Here is an 18,729-nt window from a genome sequence, read left to right on the forward strand (position 1 = left end):
TATGAATTTATTTGAATATATGAATACGAACCACTCCCAAATCCTCAGCTTGCTAATAGAACATGTGAAATTAACAGCAATTTCTGTAGGACTTGCTATCATTATAGGTGTTCCATTAGGAATATTAATTTCTTATGTGAAAAAAGCTAACAAACCTATCTTAGCAATAGCCAATGTAGTACAGGCAATTCCAAGCATGGCATTGTTAGGTTTTATGATTCCACTTTTAGGAATAGGGACACTACCGGCAGTAGTCGCAGTTATTCTTTATTCTCTGTTGCCTATTATCAAAAATACATATACAGGAATAGATAATATTAATCCTCAGACACTAGAAGCAGCAAAAGGAATCGGATTAACAAAGTTTAAAATTTTAACCAAAATCCAAATTCCATTGGCATTGCCTATGATTATGGCAGGGGTTAGAATTTCTGCTGTAACAGCAGTAGGTTTAATGACTATGGCAGCATTTATTGGTGCTGGTGGCTTGGGATATCTTGTTTTTTCAGGTATTAGAACTGTTAATAATAATCAAATTCTTGCGGGAGCAATTCCTGCATGTATACTGGCACTGACTGTAGATTTTTTGGTGGGATTGGTAGAAAAATTGGTTACTCCTATAAGTTTGCAAAAGGGTGATAACACTATAAAATATAAAAAGAGAAATATGCAAAAAATAATTTTGACTATTTCAGCAATTCTGGTTATATGTGCATTTGTATTTACTTCATTCAACGGAGCAATAAAAAATAAGAAAGTTATTTCTATTGGTTCTAAGGATTATACAGAACAGGCTATTCTCGGTAACATGGTTGCGGATGTGATTGAATCGCATACAGATATTTCTGTACAGCGAAAATTAGATTTGGGTGGTACACAGGTTTGTTTTTCGGCACTGAAAACCGGCGATATTGATATGTACATTGAATACAGTGGGTCTGCTTATACTGATACACTAAAGCACACTCCAATTAGCGATACACAGAAGGTTTATAACACTGTAAAAAAGGAGCTTAAGGATTTATATGGTATTGATGTGTTGAAACAAATGGGTTTTAATAACACTTACGTTCTTGCAGTAACACAGGAAACCTCAAATAAGTACAAGCTTGAAACTATTAGTGATTTTGCTAAGGTTGCAAATAAGTTGAAATCAGGAACTGTATTTGAGTTTTCCAATCGTGAAGATGGACTGTCAGGTTTACAGAAGACGTATGGATTTAAGATGGGAGAGTCTATTACCTTGGACGGAGCACCTAGATATACTGCACTGGTGAATAAGGAAGTAGATGTCATCGATGCATTTGCAACAGATGGACTACTTAAAAAATTTGATTTAAAAACCCTTAAGGACGATAAGTCATTCTTTCCACCATACTATGCAATGCCAATTATAAGAGAAGATACCTTGAAAAAATATCCAGAAATTACTCCTATTTTGGACAAGTTAGGTAATGTTCTTACAAATGAAGTTATGATGGAACTAAATTATAAGGTTGATGAATTACAACAAAACCCAGATACTGTTGCAAGGGAATTTTTAAAGGAACAGGGATTAATAGCACAATAGTAGTTACGTTGTATGAAAAACATAATAATCAATAAGTTTTAAAACTTAAAAACAGAGAAATTTGACAAAGTAGTATTGGATATAAAAAAATATATAAAAGTTTAAATTTAAACAGTTCCTTTGCTTCTTATGCAAGTCATTCCAGAGAAATTTCATAATTCAGGTAATATAATGCTTTTTGTGGGATAATCATTATATGCAATATTCTATATAAATTAGATAATTATTAGTAATCTTAATGAAACGTATTGGCAAATATATAATGCTAGTACGTTTTTTTATAATTTTAGCAAAGAGAAAGAAATTTGGGGAATATTGTGGTAAAATTTATTTGGAAGGGATTTAATTTAAAGTAAGTATTAATATTATAAGTAAGTTTAAGGATGAGAAGGTTATAATTTAGTATTAATTAATTTTAAATCTGTAACTATTCAGCTAACCTAAATAATTATTATTTTAATTTAGAATATCCCTTGATTTTAAATTTGAAATGTAAAATTATTGATTACAACGTTCAATAGTTAATTATTAGTGAATGTAGAAATATATATTGAAATTCTAAGGAGACATTTGATTTATGAATAAAGATAATATAAAGCTTGGAAGTATTGCTGAGGATTTATTTGTAGATATATTTGGAGAAACCTTTGGGGAGGAGAATACGAAATATCTTTTTATTCAATATCCTGTGGCGGATATATATGGCAATCATAGATATATTGACTTTGCTTTAGAAAGTGAAGGAGAGAAAATTGCCATTGAAATAGATGGTGGAACTTATCACGATCCTTCAAAAATTTCTACAAATAAATACTATGATGATTTACTTAAACAAAATAGTTTAGTATATGGAAATTGGAAGGTGTATAGATGGCCCTATAAAATTCTTTTGGAGCAAAGAGAAAGAGTTAAGGACGAGCTTTTAACTTTTCTAGGAGAACTTCCAATGTTCATGGAAAATGAAGATTTTCTTCCAGAGCAAAAGGGAAGGACATTTATATTAAAGGATCATCAAAAGGAAGCTTTGGAGAGTCTTGAAGATATGAGAGAAAAGGGAGAAACCATAGCGCTTTTGTATCATGCTACAGGTACTGGGAAAACGATTACGGCAGTATCGGATGCTAAAAAGGTTGGAAAAAAGACTTTATTTTTGGCACATACTAAAGAACTTATCGGACAAGCTGAAAAAGTCTTTGGAGAGGTATGGGGCGAAGTGGCTTGTGGAACATTTACAGGAGATGTTAAGGAAAAAGATAAACAAGTGGTGTGTGCTACGGTGCAGAGTATAAGCGGAAACTTAGAAGAATTTAACAGAGAAGATTTTGGATATATAATTGTGGATGAAGCCCATCATGGCAGTGCTGAGACTTACAGAAAAATTTTAAGATACTTTAAGCCGCAATTTATATTAGGACTTACAGCTACTCCTGAGAGAAGTGATGGAGAAGAAGTATTAAATATATTTAAAAATGTAGCTCATAGATTGGATTTAAAAAAAGCTGTAGAACTTGGCGAATTAGTACCTATAAGATGTATTAGGGTAAAAACTAATGTAGATATAAGAGATGTGAGAATTCATGGAATAAAATATAACACTCAGGACTTGGAAAGCAAGTTATTTATACCAGAGAGAAATAAACTTATTGTAGATACTTATTTAAAATTTGCAAAAGGAAAGCAGACGGTGGTTTTTTGTGCAAGTGTAGCCCATGCAGAAGAAATAGGAACTTTGTTTAAAAATTCAGGGGTAAGGGCAGAAGCGGTTTCAGGAAGATTAAAATCTAGAAAACGTGAAAAGATTCTAAAAAGTTATGAAAAGGGAGAAATAAATGTACTATGTGCCTGTGACTTATTAAATGAAGGATGGGATAGCCCTAAAACAGAAGTCTTATTTATGGCAAGACCAACCATGTCAAAAACCATATACATGCAGCAGCTAGGCAGAGGTACTAGAAAAAGTGAAGGTAAAGAATATTTGATGGTATTTGACTTTATTGACAATGCAGGTTTATTTAATATGCCTTATTCCTTACATAGAATGTTTAACATAGAAAAATATATTTCTGGCAGTTTAGTTTTAGCAAAGGACAAGGATAAAAGAATGGAAGAGCAGATGCTTTTAAGAGGCGAAAAACCAGAGGCAATACTAGATTTTCCAGTAGATGTTACGGACTATGAGTTAGTAGATTTATTTAACTGGCAAGAAAAAGTTAAGGGAATGATTTCACAGCTAGAATTTGTGAGAATGGTGGACGTGCAAAGTGAAACTTTAAGTAGGTACATAAAAGACGGAAAAATTAAAACGGATTTAGAAGTACCTATGGGCAGCAAAACTGTAAGGTATTTTAATGAAGATACAGTAAAGAAATATGCCAAAGAATTCGGTTGGGATATAATAAATGCATCCAACATGAAAGAAAAGTTTATGGAAATGGTAAAGACCATGGACATGTCTTATTCCTACAAGCCAGTGTTACTAATGGCTATGCTAGAGAACGTTAACGAAAAGGGAAAGGTTCTTATAGATGATATAGTAGATTATTTTATAGATTTTTATGAAGATAGAAAAGCAAGACATTTAGTAGTTGAAAAGAAAAAAAGCCTTTACTGCAGAGAAAAATACTCCAAAACAGAAGTTAAGAGAAACATATTTGCTAACCCCTTTAAGCGATTTGAGGATATGGGATTTATGAAGAAGTCTAAAGATGCTGAATATGTGGAGTTTAATTATTATGTGTGGAAGAAGCTTTCGAGGGAGGAAAGGGTTTGGATTGGGAAGTGGTGTGAGGGAAAGTTGGAGGAGTATTATGGGAGGATTAAGTAATAAATTCAAAGAAAAATATGTTGAATGTAAAAAAACATGAATTTTCTATAAATTCATTAATATATTATTGGGGGGATTGTATAAATGGACAAAGAATTATTAGAATGGATAATAGATGAAATGACTGAAACTCGTTTACAAGATATATGCAAAATAGCTAATGTGAAAATACCAGGTTTTAGGAGTATTAGAAAATATCCTAAAATGTTAATCGTGCCTAATTTATTAAAAAATAAGAATCAATTATTTGAATATTTAAAGCAATTGGCTGATGACTCAGAAGAAAACAGTGAATTTCAGGGCAAAGATATACAAGAAATAGAATCCAGTATTGATATTGAGAATAAGGAAAAAACTATTGAGCAAATTATATATTTAATAACTAGGAATACATTAGAATATACAAATCTTGCAAATAAAACTATTAATATGATTAAAAATAAATATAATAAAGAAAATGATAGTACAATTGATAAAGAAGAAAAAAATAAAGAAATTCAAAATTTAATAAAAAATGAAAAAAAGGATGATAATATGATAGATAGTGAAAAAGTTAATAGTAAATATATAGTTACTGTAAAATGTGAGAATTATAATTTTTGGAATATTTATCCTTTATAAAGTTTGGAAGAAGGAAAAATCAGTAAGATACATAAAAGTGATTATCCTGATTATGGTAATATAAATGTAAATCCATATTTAGAATTTTCTCAAAAAAATTATGACAACATATCCCATTTATGGATATGTAAATTTAATCAAAGTGAATTAGAAGAAATTGAATATAAATCAAAACTTAAAGGAGAAGGTAGAACAAAATTTAAGATTAATGGCGATGAATTAATAAATAATGGTTATATATATGATATCAATAAAGAGGGGATATATGAAATTGGAGAGTTGATTGAAGATTATATAGATTTAGAAGAATTTATATATAATAATGATAAAATAGAGATTAAAAATAAGCCTATTAAAGAAAAAATTTATATAAAAGATAGTAATTATATTTATGGTCCATTTGGATATAAAGAAAATGATAAAGGTGGAGGTTATTATATAAATAAAAGTAGTAATGATTATATAATACAAAGATATTCTATAAATGATAACAAGGAATATATAAATATAAGTGAAATAGAATTAACAAGTGATTATATAAGTTCTAATGTTAAAATAGTATATTTTCATGACAAAGAAAAATTAGTAAGTGAAACATTAGATATAATAAACAAAGAAGAGCTATTAAGAAAACTTAAAGAAATAATAAGTATAAAAAATATGAAGTATTCTAGAAAAGAAATTCAAGAAATACGAAGTAATATTAAATTTATTATAGATAATTCTTTATCAGAAGTAAGAATAAATCGTATAAAAGGTTTAATTAAAAATACGGAAATAACAGATGAATTCATAGAAAATGATTTAATTGAGATAATAGGATTATTATTAGAAAATGAAGAAAAACGAAATATTATTGCAGATGAAATTCTTGAAAAACCTGAAAATTTAAGAAAATTACAGAATGTAGAAATAGTTCAATCTAATATAGAGAATAAAAAAGAAGAATTAAAGAAGTTACAAGAAGAAATAAATGGTAGAAAGAGAGAACTAGAAGAAATAAATATTAAAAATAAAAATTTTACCAATAAAAATATTAATGAATTAATTGAGAAAAGTAATAAAGATGTAAAGGAAATGGAGTGTAAAAAAGAAGAAATAAAAAAAGATATTGAAAAATTAAGCAAAAGGTATGAATTGTGTGAAGAGATAGATGTACTTTATAAAACAATTGATGAACTTAAGAAAAAAGCAAAAGAAGCAGAAGATGATTATAATGTATTTACAAGGAAGAGTCAAACCAGAAAAAATCAAGCGGAAAAGATTGAAGAAGAAATCAAATTAAAATTAAAGAATGCTACAAGTTTAAGCCAATATTCAGATATTGCTTTTGATGGAATGATTGCTAATGAAATGTTAGAATCAGCAGCTAAGTGGATTAAAGGAAAATACATAGAGGATTTTGAAAACTCAATAGGAGCAAAAGAAAATTTTGAAAAAGTTATAGAAGTTAAATCATTTAAACAAGATAATGTTATAGATTATATATATAATAAAATTAATCAAAATAGGGATTATAGTAAAAATGATGTAATTAATATTATGATATGTTTAACCCAAGGATTTTTAACTGTATTTGCAGGGGAACCGGGGGTAGGAAAAACTTCTTTATGTAATATTATTGCCAATGTATTAGGATTATCTAATGAAAATAATGATTATAATCGATTTACAGAAATTGCTGTAGAAAAAGGATGGACATCTAAAAGAGATTTAATAGGATATTATAACCCATTAACTAAATCATTTGATAAAAACAATAGTTCACTTTTTAAAACTTTTAATATATTAGATATAGAATATAAAAAAGGAATTAAGGATTTTCCTTATTATGTGTTATTAGATGAGGCTAATTTAAGTTCTATGGAGCATTATTGGGCAGATTTTATGAGCGTTTGCGATTTAGATAAAGAAAACAGAAAAATCAACTTAGGAGAAGATTATATTTATTATATACCTAAAACATTAAGATTTTTAGCAACAATAAACTATGATCATACAACAGAAACATTATCTCCAAGACTTATAGATAGAGCTTGGATAATTTTATTAGAACCAAATAATTTAGAAATAGAAGATTATGATTTAAACTTATCTTATGAGCAAAATGAAAAATTAAATGATGGTATAATTATGTTTGAAGATATAAATAAATATTTTTCATATTCATCATATGATAATGGTGATGAGGAAACTATAAGTCCAATATATGAAGAATTAAAAAAAATTTATAAAATGTTTAGTGAAAATAATATATCCATAAGTCAAAGAGTTGATAATATGATAAAGAAATATTTAAAAGTAGGATGTACTTTATTTGAAGATACTAATAGTACATCTCATGAATTTGTTGCACTAGATTATGTTATAGCACAAAAAATGTTACCTAAAATTAATGGATATGGTGATAATTATAAGGTATTTTTACAAAACTTAGAAAAGGAATTTAATGAAAAAAATATGATGAAATGCAAAAACATAGTAGAAAGCATAATTGAAAAAGGTAATAACAATATGCAATATTATCAATTTTTTGTTTAAAGAAGGGTAAAGATATGGAATGTAAATTAACATTACAAAGTAAATTAGGTAAGAATGTAGATATAATTTTGACAGAAGTAGTTGAAAATAATATATTTTCAGCTTCTAAAAGTTGTGGAGTAGTTTATAGTAATATGGAATATAGTGCTAAGATAGAATTTGATAAAGATATTAAAAATCTTAAATTCTATGTTAATGATATATTAAGAAATAGTTATTATAGTAATGGAGAAATACATTTTAATGATGAATGTTTTTTAGGTAATAGAATATTTTTGAATTATTTTGGATATGTAAGTATAACAGTTTTTATTGAAACAATTGATGGTAATTATGAATTCTATTCTAGATATTTAGATGTAGCAGTGAGAGATAATATAGCAAGTAATAATGTAAGAAAAATGATAGATTATATAGCTAAAAACGCACAAAAATATTTATTTCAAAAAGATGATAAGGTAAAAGATTTTGCAGATGTAGCGAAAAGTAAAAATAAAAATATTGATACTGAAATTTCTATACTTGAAAATATAGTATTTGAATATGAAAGTAATTTTAAATACTTTAAAGCAGGTGCAAAATATAAAATAAAAAGTGATTATATAGTTGATAAATTTGAAAAGCTAAGGGAAATAAAAAATGAGACAATACAATATATAATATCAAATCCACAACAATTAATAACTGTAAATTATAATACTGGTATTAAATATAATAAGTTGAATTTGCAACCTAAAAAAACACTAATAAATAAAAATGAGCTATGTTATGATATATATGAGAATAAGGTTATCATAGGATTTTTAAAGTATCTTTATAATTTATTAATAGATAAGATAAATTATGTAGAAAGTCAAAATTATAAGCAAGAAAAATGTTTTGTTAAATCTGGATATATATCTTTATCTAATGAAATATATTTAAAGTTAAATGAACCTTTAAATAAATATAAAATAAAATTATGTGATATTAAGAAAAAAATTCAGCAACTTTATTTTATGTACAAGCAGGTTTTAAAATGTGAAGAAGTAACCATAAATAACATTCCTAAACCCTCATCTATTTTGATGGAAATACAGCATTATAGAAAAATATATAAAGTAATACGAGATTGGTTTCAAAGTGGTAATTATAATTTTGAAAATGAAAAAATGATGTTAACATTTTCAGAGGCAAGCCAGATTTATGAATATTACATACTTTTTAATCTTAATAATTATATTATTGAAAATGGATATTATTTAAAAAAGTCAAAAAAATTTTTATATACTCTTAATAAAAGTGCTAAATATGTAAATACAAAATTTGAAAACACGTTTATATTTGAAAAAAATAGTACAAATATAACGGTATATTACCAACCTGTTATTTATCTTGATCAAGTATTTAATGATATAGGGTTATTTAGAAACAACGATATATCATTAAATGGTGAAAAGGCTCAATATTATACTCCGGACTATGTTATAAAAATAAATAAAGAAGGATTATCAGAATTTATAATTTTAGATGCAAAATGGTCTACTAATAAATCTGTTATTAATTATAGATTCAAAGAAATAGTATATAAATATATTTTTTCTATTAGCACAGTCCATAATAATGATAAAATAAGCAAGGTTTGGGTTATAAATGGTCAAGAAATAGAAGACCAAAAGGAGAATATTTATAATTTTTATAATAGTAAATTTAAAAGCAGAAATGATGAGTTACAACCTTCAGCAAAAATTATAACTTTAAATCCTAATGTAGATGTAATTATGCAAAAAAATTTTTTAAATCAATTATTTTCTAGTAACTGGACTAGGAAGAATATATAAAATAATTGCTAGTAACAAAAATATTTTTATAATTTGAAAGTAGATTTAATGATATATGTAATACTAAAAATATATATAAGTTACTTAACTTCTTTAATTTTAAAAGCTAAAAACCCAAATATAGATGTAAGTTCTTTAATAGGAATATAGTTACAGCATTTAATTCTATACTTTCCCTATAAGTAACTTACAAAATTTTTTAAGAAACTAATTTTAATTCAGCAAGTATTGTGTCTAAAGGTATATCATTTTTAGCTTCCTCATAAACAAAACGCACCAATTCTTTAGCCGATAGGCTTTTTATAGACTTTATAGTATCACCAATGGTTTCAAGTTTTTTAGGATTATATAATCTATAAATCTCTAAAAAATTGATTGCTAAAAATGTAAGTAGAAAATACCTCTCGATAGAGAGTATACCTTGAACTTTATATTCGTCAAAACCTAAGTGTGTTTTAAGATATTTGTAATTAGTTTCAATGTTCCATCTATATAGATAGTATTTTATTATAGCTTTATTACTAAGTTCTATGTCTGTAGACATTAGATATACTGGTTCTTTAAAGCTGTCCCCATCAACTTCATAGCAAATTAAGGCTAATGCATTTTCAATCTTTGAAACTTTGCCTTCGTATTTATATACTCTATAATCCTTACCTTCGACGGTAACTACATCTAAGGTAGATGGATTTATATATTTAGCAAATTCCTTAATTTGCATTGAAATTCCTAATGGAGAGATTTTTCTATTAGATTTTAAAGCCCCAATAAAGTTAAAACCTTTTAAAATACAACCATTAATTAACTTTTCGCTAGTGTACCAACTATCAGTAAGACAATATATTTTATCGCAGTTAGAAGGTTTTTCAAAAGAATTAATAAAACCTAAAGCTATATCTGGTTTACTCATAAATTTTTTATTATGATTTTTGCAGTTTTCTTCGTTAAAATAAGACTTATAGTTTAGCGGAATAGACATATCCTCTGCTACAAAATTAGAAGTAACTACACAGTGGGACCAAAGATTTTTACCTTCTGTATGGCAATGATTATAGCTTAATCCTTGCATCTTCTTTGCTTGAGTTTTTGGATTAACAGTATCATCTATAACTAAGAATCCTACGGATTTAGGCTTTATGAGTTTATTAAAATGTAGTTTTAAATAATTAATACGATTTCTATCTATGAGACTATCGTCCCATTTAGAGTTACTCAAAAATCTATATATGGAACTGCTGCTTTTAGCAGCTAGTATATATTCTGAAATCTTTAATAAAGATTTAGTGCCATCTAAATTTATTAATCCATTAATAATAGTGGATATATGATGAAATTGAGGTTTACTCATTCCATAATTTACATCATTTAAGTAATTGTAAAGTTCATCATTAATGGATACAATATGATTAGTAAATTTACTTGGCATACTGACAACCTCCCGTGTTTTAATTGAGTAGTAACTTTTATATATCACGGATAAGGTCAGTGTGCCATATTTATTTTTTGGTAATACTACCAATTTAACTTTTTATTTTGCAGAAGTTAAGTAAAATAATTAAACATAATGGTATAGAAATAACTTCCTTATTGGCAGTTAATCAAGTTGAAATGTTAATAAAAAATAATAGTAGCAATTTAATGGATTTAAAAGTAGATGAGGAGCATATGCTTCATATAGCTGAAAATATTAATGAGGTTCTTCATTTAGCTTCCATAAATAAAGATGATCGTGCTGCGGTCATTGCTTCTTTATTGTTAGCTCAAATTGATTCAAAACTCAATCTTAATGAATCACCATCTATAATTGTAAGGGATATAAATAATAGAGCTGAAGATGTTCTTATACGACATAATAAAAGAGAATTTTATGATTATATTGAAATTAAACTTCCTAATAATATACAAGCTCAGAAGAAATATAAAAAAGCATTAATGAAGACAATGAGTTTATTAAATGAAATTAATATAAAGGCTGCTATGAATTCAGGAACAGATATACTGGGTAAGTTTTATGAAGTATTTTTAAAGTATGGTAATGGAGCAAAAGATATTGGAATAGTATTAATTCCTAGGCAAATTACAAAATTTGCTTGTGAAGTATTAGATATAAATGAGAATGATATAGTATACGATCCAACATGTGGTACAGGAGGCTTTTTAGTATCTGCATATGATTATGTTAGAAAAAATTGTTCTATAGAAAAGTTAGATGATTTTAAAAAACATAAAATTTTTGGAATTGAACAACAACCTAAAATTGCTTCGCTTGCTATTGTAAATATGATATTTAGAGGAGATGGAAAAAATAACATTATTAATGATGATTGTTTAAAAAAACATATTACAAGAAAAAAGATAAATGAATCATTTTCAGCAGAATACTTAACTAGTAATACTAGTGACGAAGAAAGAATTTATAATAAATTTAGGCCTATTACTAAGGTATTAATGAACCCGCCTTTTTCTTTAAAACCTAAAGATGAAAAAGAATATAAATTTATTGAGCATGCGTTAGATCAAATGCAAGATGGAGGAATATTGTTTAGTGTATTACCATATTCGGTATTAGTTAAGCAAGAAGATAGTCTTAGATTTCGAAAAAAATTATTGAGAGATAATACCCTGTTAAGTGTTATTACATTTCCAAAAGATTTATTTTATCCTGTAGGTGTTCAATCAGTAGGAATAATAATAAAAAAAGGTATTTCACATCCATGGAAGCAGAATGTTTTATGGATAAGGGCATTGAAAGATGGGTATATAAAAGTAAAAGGAAAGAGGCTATTTTGTGAGAATGAACAAAATCATATAGAAAAAATAAAAAACCTTGTAAGACAGTTTATTAAAGAACCTAGTATGAGGATTAAAGAAATAGACAAATTTCAGATAGCGTCTGTAATTGATATTAAAGATGATAGTTTAGAATTAGTACCAGAAGTATATTTAACAGAAAATAAAAATTTGCCTTTTTCAGAAATAACAAATGGAATTGATGAAGTTATTACTAGATTTATAGCTTTTTCTATACTTAATAAAATGATTTCATTAGATGAATTAAGTTATATGGGCATAAAAAGTAAAAAAATAGAACATAATTCACCATTAAATTTAATGGAAGTATCAATACTAGATATATTAGGCAAACCTAATAAAGGACCATATCATGTACATGGACAATTATTAGAAGGTGATATTCCATTGATTTCTACTACAACACAAAATAATGGAATTGTTGGATTATATGAAATACCAGACAGAAATATATTCAAAAATGCTATAACTATAGCATGTGATGGAACACCACTTACAACTTTTTATCATCCATATAAATTTACTGCTAAAGATAATGTTATAGTATTTAATCTTTCAAATAAAATTAAATTAGCTACAGTATTTTATATTATAATGGAAATTAATAGAGTTAAATGGAGATTTTCATATGGAAGGAAATGTTATTTAAATAAGGTAGATAAGATAAAAATATTGTTACCATGTAAGAATAATAAAGAAATTGATGATGAATATATAGAAAGATTAATGAAGTCATTTTCGGGGTGGAAATTGGTGAAAAAAATTATAAGTAAGTATAATTAAATTAACAAATTACCTGAAAAAGAGATGTTGAAAAATACAAAATATTTCTTAAATTAAAGAAGAAATCCATTTTGTTAATTATTTTGACTACAATGTCGTAAGGCTTGCCACATTTAAGTATATAAGTTTGGTATAACACAAAGGCAGTATTGAATATTTAATTTCACAAAAATGTAAAGATTTAGATAGAAAAATCGCATAAAAAATTCAACTTTTGTATATAGAATATTGATATAGGACTAGGTATAGATAAAAAAGTAAACTATCTAAACTTTACTAAGTATGGATAGTTTACTTTTAAATATTTATAAATACCAAAGGGGAGAAATGTTTGATTCATATTTAGATGAGTTTTTATTTTCCTTATTAGTATATTTAGCTAATGGGGGTTGTCTATTACATACACTCATACAAAGATTATCAATTTCTTTTGGATTGTCAATAAATTCTCGAATCCACCCTTGTAGAAATAGTGTTGGAGGATCATACTTACTTTCATGATTAGAAGTATAAGAATAAGCTTGCTCTATAATAAATAATTGAGCTAATATTGCAGTAATATTAAGAGAATTTAAAAAATGCTCAAAAATTTCGTTTTTTAATATTTGAATCTCTTTTATTGGGTCATTTCCATAAAATATATTATCAAATGCCAGCAAAAGTGGCTTTTTTAATTCAGGTCTACATCTAACTCTTAAGTTTAAATCAATTAAAACCCTAAGATGGTTAGGGCGGAATTCTCTTTTATTCTCAGAAAACCAAATTTGAAAATTCCTATTTGAATCATAGTTATTAAATCGTTTTGGTAGTTTAGATGGTCTATAAATGTAAATTTCAGAATTATTTTCTTTATAGATTAATTTTTTAGTATCAAATTGTAGTTCTTTTACAATATTTAAGAGTTCATCATATTTCATTAAAAATACCTCCTTGATTTAGATAGTAGTTGTTATTGTAATGATTAAAAGTTTTATTTAAATATAAAATTCTATAGTAAGTAGGTAAATCCTCTTACTTCGATATTGATTAATAAATAATTTTCTGGGGAAAATTCATAATAAATACATTTAGGGGTGAACTTATGGAGAAAAATTTTAAATTGGAGACGGATACCATATGGAATTTTGAAGAAAGAGGTAATTGGTGTACTCATAGGGGGGATTATCCAGGAAACTGGAGTCCATATGTACCTAAAAATATAATATTAAGATATTCTAAAGAAGGGGAGTTTGTTTTAGACCAATTTGTAGGTAGTGGGACGACTTTAATAGAAGCATGTTTATTAAATAGAAAGATTATTGGTTGTGATATTAATGATAGAGCTTTAAATATTTGCAGTGATAGGATTAAAAATCTTAGTAAAAAGGATAATGTATTTTTAAAGAAAAGAGATGCTAGAAATTTGTATGATATAAAAGATGAATCCATAGATTTAATATGTACTCATCCACCATATGCTAACATCATTAAATATAGTAAAAATATAGATGGAGATATATCACTACTTGATATAGAAGAATTTTATGAAGCTATGAAAGATGTGGCTAAAGAATGTTATAGGGTATTAAAAAAAGAAAAGTATTGTTCTATACTTATGGGGGACACTAGAAAAAGAGGATTTATTATTCCTTTAGCATTTAACGTATTGAATATATTCATGAATTCCGGATTTAAATTAAAAGAAATAATAATAAAACAGCAACATAATTGTAAGTCCACTGAATACTGGAGAGATATAAGTATAAAAAGAAATTTTTATTTGATTGCTCATGAGTATTTGTTTGTTTTTAAAAAGTAACTTTTGAATTTTAAATACTAGTAATGTATAATTTATTAGTATGGTATATTAAATTTAAAAGGGAAAAGTGATAAAAATGATTTATTACAAAGGAAATAATTATAAGCTTTATATGGGAGATTGTTTAAAAGAGTTAAAAAGAATAGAAACAAAATCTGTGGATATGATTTTTGCAGATCCGCCATATCGGCTTAGTAACGATGGAATAACTTGTAAATCAGGAAAAATGGCAAGTGTTAATAAAGGTGATTGGGATAAGTCTAGAGGTATAAAAGAGGATTACAATTTTAATAAAAGATGGATTAGAGCGTGTAATAGAGTTTTAAAAGACGATGGGACTATGTGGATTTCTGGTACATATCATGTAATTCATTCTATTGCATTTATATTACTTGAAATGGGTGATTATATTATTAATGAAATAGCTTGGGTTAAACCTAATGCTGCTCCTAATATGGGGTGCAGGTGTTTTACAGCTAGTCAAGAAACACTATTATGGGTAAAGAAAGATAAAAAGGCTAAACATGTATTTAATTATAGTTTTATGAAGGAATTAAATGGTGGAAAGCAGATGAGAAGTGTATGGACAATTCCTACTACACCTAAGAGAGAAAAGGTGTATGGATATCATCCTACTCAAAAACCAAAGGAATTATTGTATAGATGTATAATGGCAAGTACTGGTAAGGGACAATTAATATTAGATCCATTTTGCGGCTCAGGAACTACAGGGGTTGTTGCAGTAGAAAATGAAAGAAAATTTATAGGAATAGATAATTTAGAAGAATATGTAGAACTTACAAACAAAAGAATAGAAGCAATTTAGGGAGGAATTTAATTGACATATAGTAATGCAAAGCCATTTTTAAAATGGGCAGGAGGAAAAACACAGTTACTTGAGCAATTTCAAAATTATTATCCTGAAACGTTAAAGGCAGGAATGATAAAGAGATACATAGAACCTTTTTTAGGTGGAGGAGCAGTTTTTTTTGATCTTATTTCAAAATATGAATTTGAAGAAGTAATTTTAAATGATATTAATAAAGAGGTAATTTTAACTTATAATGTTATAAAACAAAAAGTGTATGAACTTATACAATTTTTATCCGAGCTAGAAAAACAGTATTTACAAGTGGATACTGAAGAACAAGAAAAAATATTTTATGAGCAAAGAGAAAAATTTAATCAAGAAAAGAGTACCACAGATTATTTAAATTATTCAGATGATTGGATTTCTCATGCTGGTAGAATGATTTTTTTAAACAAAACTTGTTTTAATGGATTGTATAGACAAAATAGAAAAGGAAAGTATAATGTACCTTTTGGTAAAAGAAAAAAAGTAACCATATGCGATGAAAGCAATTTAATGGAAGTAAATAGAGCACTACAAGGAGTAAAATTAAAAATAGGAGATTTTCAAGAATTATCGGATTATGTGGATGAAAATACATTTATTTATATAGATCCGCCATATAGACCACTAAATGCTACTTCAAGTTTTAATGATTATTCAAAAGAACCTTTTAATGATGATAGCCAAATAAGATTAGCAAATTGGACAAAATTACTAGATTCTAAAAAAGCCTTTTTTATGCTAAGTAACTCGGATCCAACAAATACAGATCCTGAGGATAAATTTTTTGAGAACTTATATAAGAATTTTACTATCAATAAAGTAAAGGCAAGTAGAGCAATAAATAGTAGAGGTAGCGGTAGGGGTAAGGTAAATGAACTATTAATATTAAATTATAAAAGTGAGTAGGATATGAACAAAGAGTTTTAAGTAATTACTGTTTAAAAATTCTAATCTTTAAGCACCTTAAGGGTGCTTATTTTTGATTTTGTATAGGAGTTTGCGATATAATAAAAGGTAGTTGTTAGTAAAAATGATATTAAATATATTTTATAAAAATAAAAAAATGTATACTATAAGTTATAGGGAATAGGGGGAGAAAAATAAGTATGAGTATAAATTATGAAAAAAATGTGGAAACGTTCAAATATCTTTTAGATACATTAAAAGATTCTATTAAAGGTTGGGACTATTTTGTTAACTGGGATAAGGTAAATAATAATGTAAGGGATATTGAGATACAGTTAAATATCCTTAATTATTTGATTGGAAAAGAAAATATTTATGATGAAGCAAAATATTTAATTAAAAAACATCCAGAAGTTATTAAAGTAATTCCTGTGCTTATAGCATGTAGAGAAAAAAAGTTTGAAATTGTAACTTTTGATGCTAAAGGTGCTTCTGAAAGAAAAGGATATGCATTTAATAAATATAAATCATTAGATGATAGTAGAATTGATGATATTGTTGAGTTTATGGATAAAGCTAAGATACTAGATTTGTTTGCAAATAAATCAATTAAGAATATAGTTGATTATGTATTTGGCATTGAAGTAGGGCTAGATAGCAATGGGAGGAAGAATCGCTCAGGACATGCCATGGAGGATATTGTGGAGAAATTTATTTTGAAGGTTTGTGAGGAAAACGGGTTTTGTTATTTAAAAGAAGCTACTCCAAGCCATATAAAAAGTGAGTGGGGTTATAAAGTAACTGTAGATAAAACAGCAAGAAGGTTTGATTTTGCCATAAATACAGGGTGTAAGCTTTATCTAGTAGAAACTAATTATTATGGTGGTGGTGGTTCTAAGCTTAAGGCTACTGCGGGGGAATACAAAACACTTCAAGATATAACTACACAGGATGGGCATGAATTAATTTGGATAACTGATGGAAAAGGGTGGCTATCAGCTAATAGGCCATTGGAGGAAGCATTTTATCATAATAAGTATATAATTAATTTGACAATGTTACAAAATGGGTTATTGGATGAGATATTAGAGGAAGCTGACTAATCTTAATTTATGAGAGTATGTGTTGCTTAGAATATTATGTAATATGTAAAAGCTAGAGGGAAGAGGAGGATTTTATATGAGCATTTGGCTTTTTAGAGCAGGTAAAAATGGAGAGTATGAAAATAAATTTTTAAATGATAATAGAGTATACCTTACGTGGGATGATTTAAAAATTAATTTGAATACAATATGCTCAAAAGAAGAATTATATAAAATTCTATTAGAAAATTATGATTTGGAAAAGGAAAAGACAGCTATTAATTGGGCATCACAAATTTGGCCAATTGCTCACACTATGAAGAAAGGTGATTGGGTTGTTTTGCCAAGCAAAATTAACAGGACAATTCATTTTGGAGAAATATTAGGTGAATATGAATATGACGAATCATTAGGTAGTCCATATTATCATTATAGAAAAGTAAAATGGTTTGCTCTAGATATACCAAGGGATAGATTTGATAAAGACATTTTATATTCTCTTGGTGCATTTATGACTGTTTGTAGGATACATAGAAATAATGCAGAAGAAAGAATTAAAGAAATGCAGAAAAATAATTGGAGTACTAAAGCTAGTATTACTATGAATATCATGGATGATAATGATGAAAATACAACAATTGATTTAGAAGAGTTTATTTTTGATAGAATCTCAGGAAGAATTATTCAAAAATTTAAGGGGCATAGAATGGAAGAGTTAATTAATGAAATTCTTAAAGCAAAAGGATTTACAACTTATAGAAGTCCAGAAGGTGCAGATAATGGAGTGGATTTACTAGCAGCTTCAGATACTTTAGGATTTGGCTCTCCTAAAATTTGTGTTCAAGTAAAAACACAAGATAATCCAGTAGATAGACCAACATTAGATCAATTAGTAGGTACCATGAGTAATTTTAATGCAGACTATGGATTGCTTGTTTCATGGAATGGCTTTAAATCTTCTGTTACAAGAGAAATCCCAAAACAATTTTTTAAGGTTCGTTTGTGGGATTCAAAGAAAATAATTGAAGAAATATTTCAAAATTATGATAAATTAAGTGATGATATAAAAACAGAAATACCATTAAAAAGAGTATGGATGTTAAATGTAGACGAATAA

Annotated in this window: 13 protein-coding genes; 11 read left to right on the forward strand and 2 right to left on the reverse strand. The window is 26.9% G+C overall.

Annotation, left to right across the window (positions count from 1 at the left end; translation table 11 throughout):
- Position 1: 1 nt before the first annotated feature.
- The 5 genes from C1715_RS15960 to C1715_RS15980 all read left to right on the forward strand — a co-directional run bounded on the left by C1715_RS15960 (position 2) and on the right by C1715_RS15980 (position 9,376).
- Positions 2-1,570: an ABC transporter permease/substrate-binding protein gene (locus tag C1715_RS15960; RefSeq protein ID WP_102401364.1), complete on the forward strand. Its 1,569-nt coding sequence runs from the start codon at positions 2-4 to the stop codon at positions 1,568-1,570.
- A 577-nt stretch (positions 1,571-2,147) separates the two neighbouring features.
- Complete coding sequence (locus C1715_RS15965; RefSeq protein ID WP_102401365.1) at positions 2,148-4,394, forward strand: DEAD/DEAH box helicase; 2,247 nt, start codon at positions 2,148-2,150, stop codon at positions 4,392-4,394.
- A gap of 84 nt (positions 4,395-4,478) precedes the next feature.
- Positions 4,479-5,015, forward strand: a complete 537-nt coding sequence (locus tag C1715_RS15970) for a hypothetical protein (RefSeq protein WP_102401366.1) — start codon at positions 4,479-4,481, stop codon at positions 5,013-5,015.
- A 3-nt stretch (positions 5,016-5,018) separates the two neighbouring features.
- Complete coding sequence (locus C1715_RS15975) at positions 5,019-7,556, forward strand: hypothetical protein (RefSeq protein WP_102401367.1); 2,538 nt, start codon at positions 5,019-5,021, stop codon at positions 7,554-7,556.
- Between the two features lie 14 nt (positions 7,557-7,570).
- A complete protein-coding gene (locus C1715_RS15980; protein WP_102401368.1) occupies positions 7,571-9,376 on the forward strand; it encodes a DUF2357 domain-containing protein in 1,806 nt (601 codons plus the stop codon).
- Between the two features lie 199 nt (positions 9,377-9,575).
- Here C1715_RS15980 and C1715_RS15985 read toward each other — a convergent pair whose 3' ends face one another.
- On the reverse strand, positions 9,576-10,802 hold the full coding sequence (locus tag C1715_RS15985; RefSeq protein ID WP_102398934.1) for an IS701 family transposase: 1,227 nt from the start codon (positions 10,800-10,802) through the stop codon (positions 9,576-9,578).
- Positions 10,803-10,909: 107 nt separating this feature from the next.
- On the opposite strand from C1715_RS15985, the gene C1715_RS15990 reads away from it, so the two are divergent.
- Complete coding sequence (locus C1715_RS15990; protein ID WP_102401369.1) at positions 10,910-12,970, forward strand: N-6 DNA methylase; 2,061 nt, start codon at positions 10,910-10,912, stop codon at positions 12,968-12,970.
- Positions 12,971-13,275: 305 nt separating this feature from the next.
- Here the strand turns inward: C1715_RS15990 and C1715_RS15995 are convergent, their stop codons facing one another.
- Complete coding sequence (locus tag C1715_RS15995; protein WP_102401370.1) at positions 13,276-13,887, reverse strand: hypothetical protein; 612 nt, start codon at positions 13,885-13,887, stop codon at positions 13,276-13,278.
- Between the two features lie 164 nt (positions 13,888-14,051).
- Here C1715_RS15995 and C1715_RS16000 point away from each other — a divergent pair, with 164 nt between their 5' ends.
- From C1715_RS16000 to C1715_RS16020, 5 genes are all read left to right on the forward strand, one after another.
- Positions 14,052-14,768, forward strand: coding sequence for a TRM11 family SAM-dependent methyltransferase (locus C1715_RS16000; RefSeq protein WP_035288950.1), 717 nt, complete (start codon positions 14,052-14,054; stop codon positions 14,766-14,768).
- Positions 14,769-14,844: 76 nt separating this feature from the next.
- Positions 14,845-15,594 carry a DNA-methyltransferase gene (locus C1715_RS16005; protein WP_102401371.1) on the forward strand — a complete coding sequence of 250 codons (750 nt, stop codon included), beginning with the start codon at positions 14,845-14,847 and terminating at the stop codon, positions 15,592-15,594.
- A gap of 12 nt (positions 15,595-15,606) precedes the next feature.
- Positions 15,607-16,530, forward strand: coding sequence for a DNA adenine methylase (locus tag C1715_RS16010; protein WP_102401372.1), 924 nt, complete (start codon positions 15,607-15,609; stop codon positions 16,528-16,530).
- A 200-nt stretch (positions 16,531-16,730) separates the two neighbouring features.
- Positions 16,731-17,633: a type II restriction endonuclease gene (locus C1715_RS16015; RefSeq protein ID WP_102401373.1), complete on the forward strand. Its 903-nt coding sequence runs from the start codon at positions 16,731-16,733 to the stop codon at positions 17,631-17,633.
- A gap of 76 nt (positions 17,634-17,709) precedes the next feature.
- Positions 17,710-18,729, forward strand: coding sequence for a restriction endonuclease (locus tag C1715_RS16020; RefSeq protein WP_102401374.1), 1,020 nt, complete (start codon positions 17,710-17,712; stop codon positions 18,727-18,729).

The sequence above is a fragment of the Haloimpatiens massiliensis genome (genome assembly GCF_900184255.1).
GTDB lineage: Bacteria > Bacillota > Clostridia > Clostridiales > Clostridiaceae > Haloimpatiens > Haloimpatiens massiliensis.

Bases quoted from the DNA above. Each gene is read 5' to 3' on its own strand.
- C1715_RS15980 (WP_102401368.1), top strand. From the start codon at position 7,571: ATGGAATGTAAATTAACATTACAAAGTAAATTAGGTAAGAATGTAGAT.
- C1715_RS16005 (WP_102401371.1), top strand. From the start codon at position 14,845: ATGATTTATTACAAAGGAAATAATTATAAGCTTTATATGGGAGATTGT.
- C1715_RS15965 (WP_102401365.1), top strand. From the start codon at position 2,148: ATGAATAAAGATAATATAAAGCTTGGAAGTATTGCTGAGGATTTATTT.
- C1715_RS15960 (WP_102401364.1), top strand. From the start codon at position 2: ATGAATTTATTTGAATATATGAATACGAACCACTCCCAAATCCTCAGC.
- C1715_RS15985 (WP_102398934.1), bottom strand. From the start codon at position 10,802: ATGCCAAGTAAATTTACTAATCATATTGTATCCATTAATGATGAACTT.
- C1715_RS15970 (WP_102401366.1), top strand. From the start codon at position 4,479: ATGGACAAAGAATTATTAGAATGGATAATAGATGAAATGACTGAAACT.
- C1715_RS16020 (WP_102401374.1), top strand. From the start codon at position 17,710: ATGAGCATTTGGCTTTTTAGAGCAGGTAAAAATGGAGAGTATGAAAAT.
- C1715_RS16015 (WP_102401373.1), top strand. From the start codon at position 16,731: ATGAGTATAAATTATGAAAAAAATGTGGAAACGTTCAAATATCTTTTA.
- C1715_RS15995 (WP_102401370.1), bottom strand. From the start codon at position 13,887: ATGAAATATGATGAACTCTTAAATATTGTAAAAGAACTACAATTTGAT.
- C1715_RS16000 (WP_035288950.1), top strand. From the start codon at position 14,052: ATGGAGAAAAATTTTAAATTGGAGACGGATACCATATGGAATTTTGAA.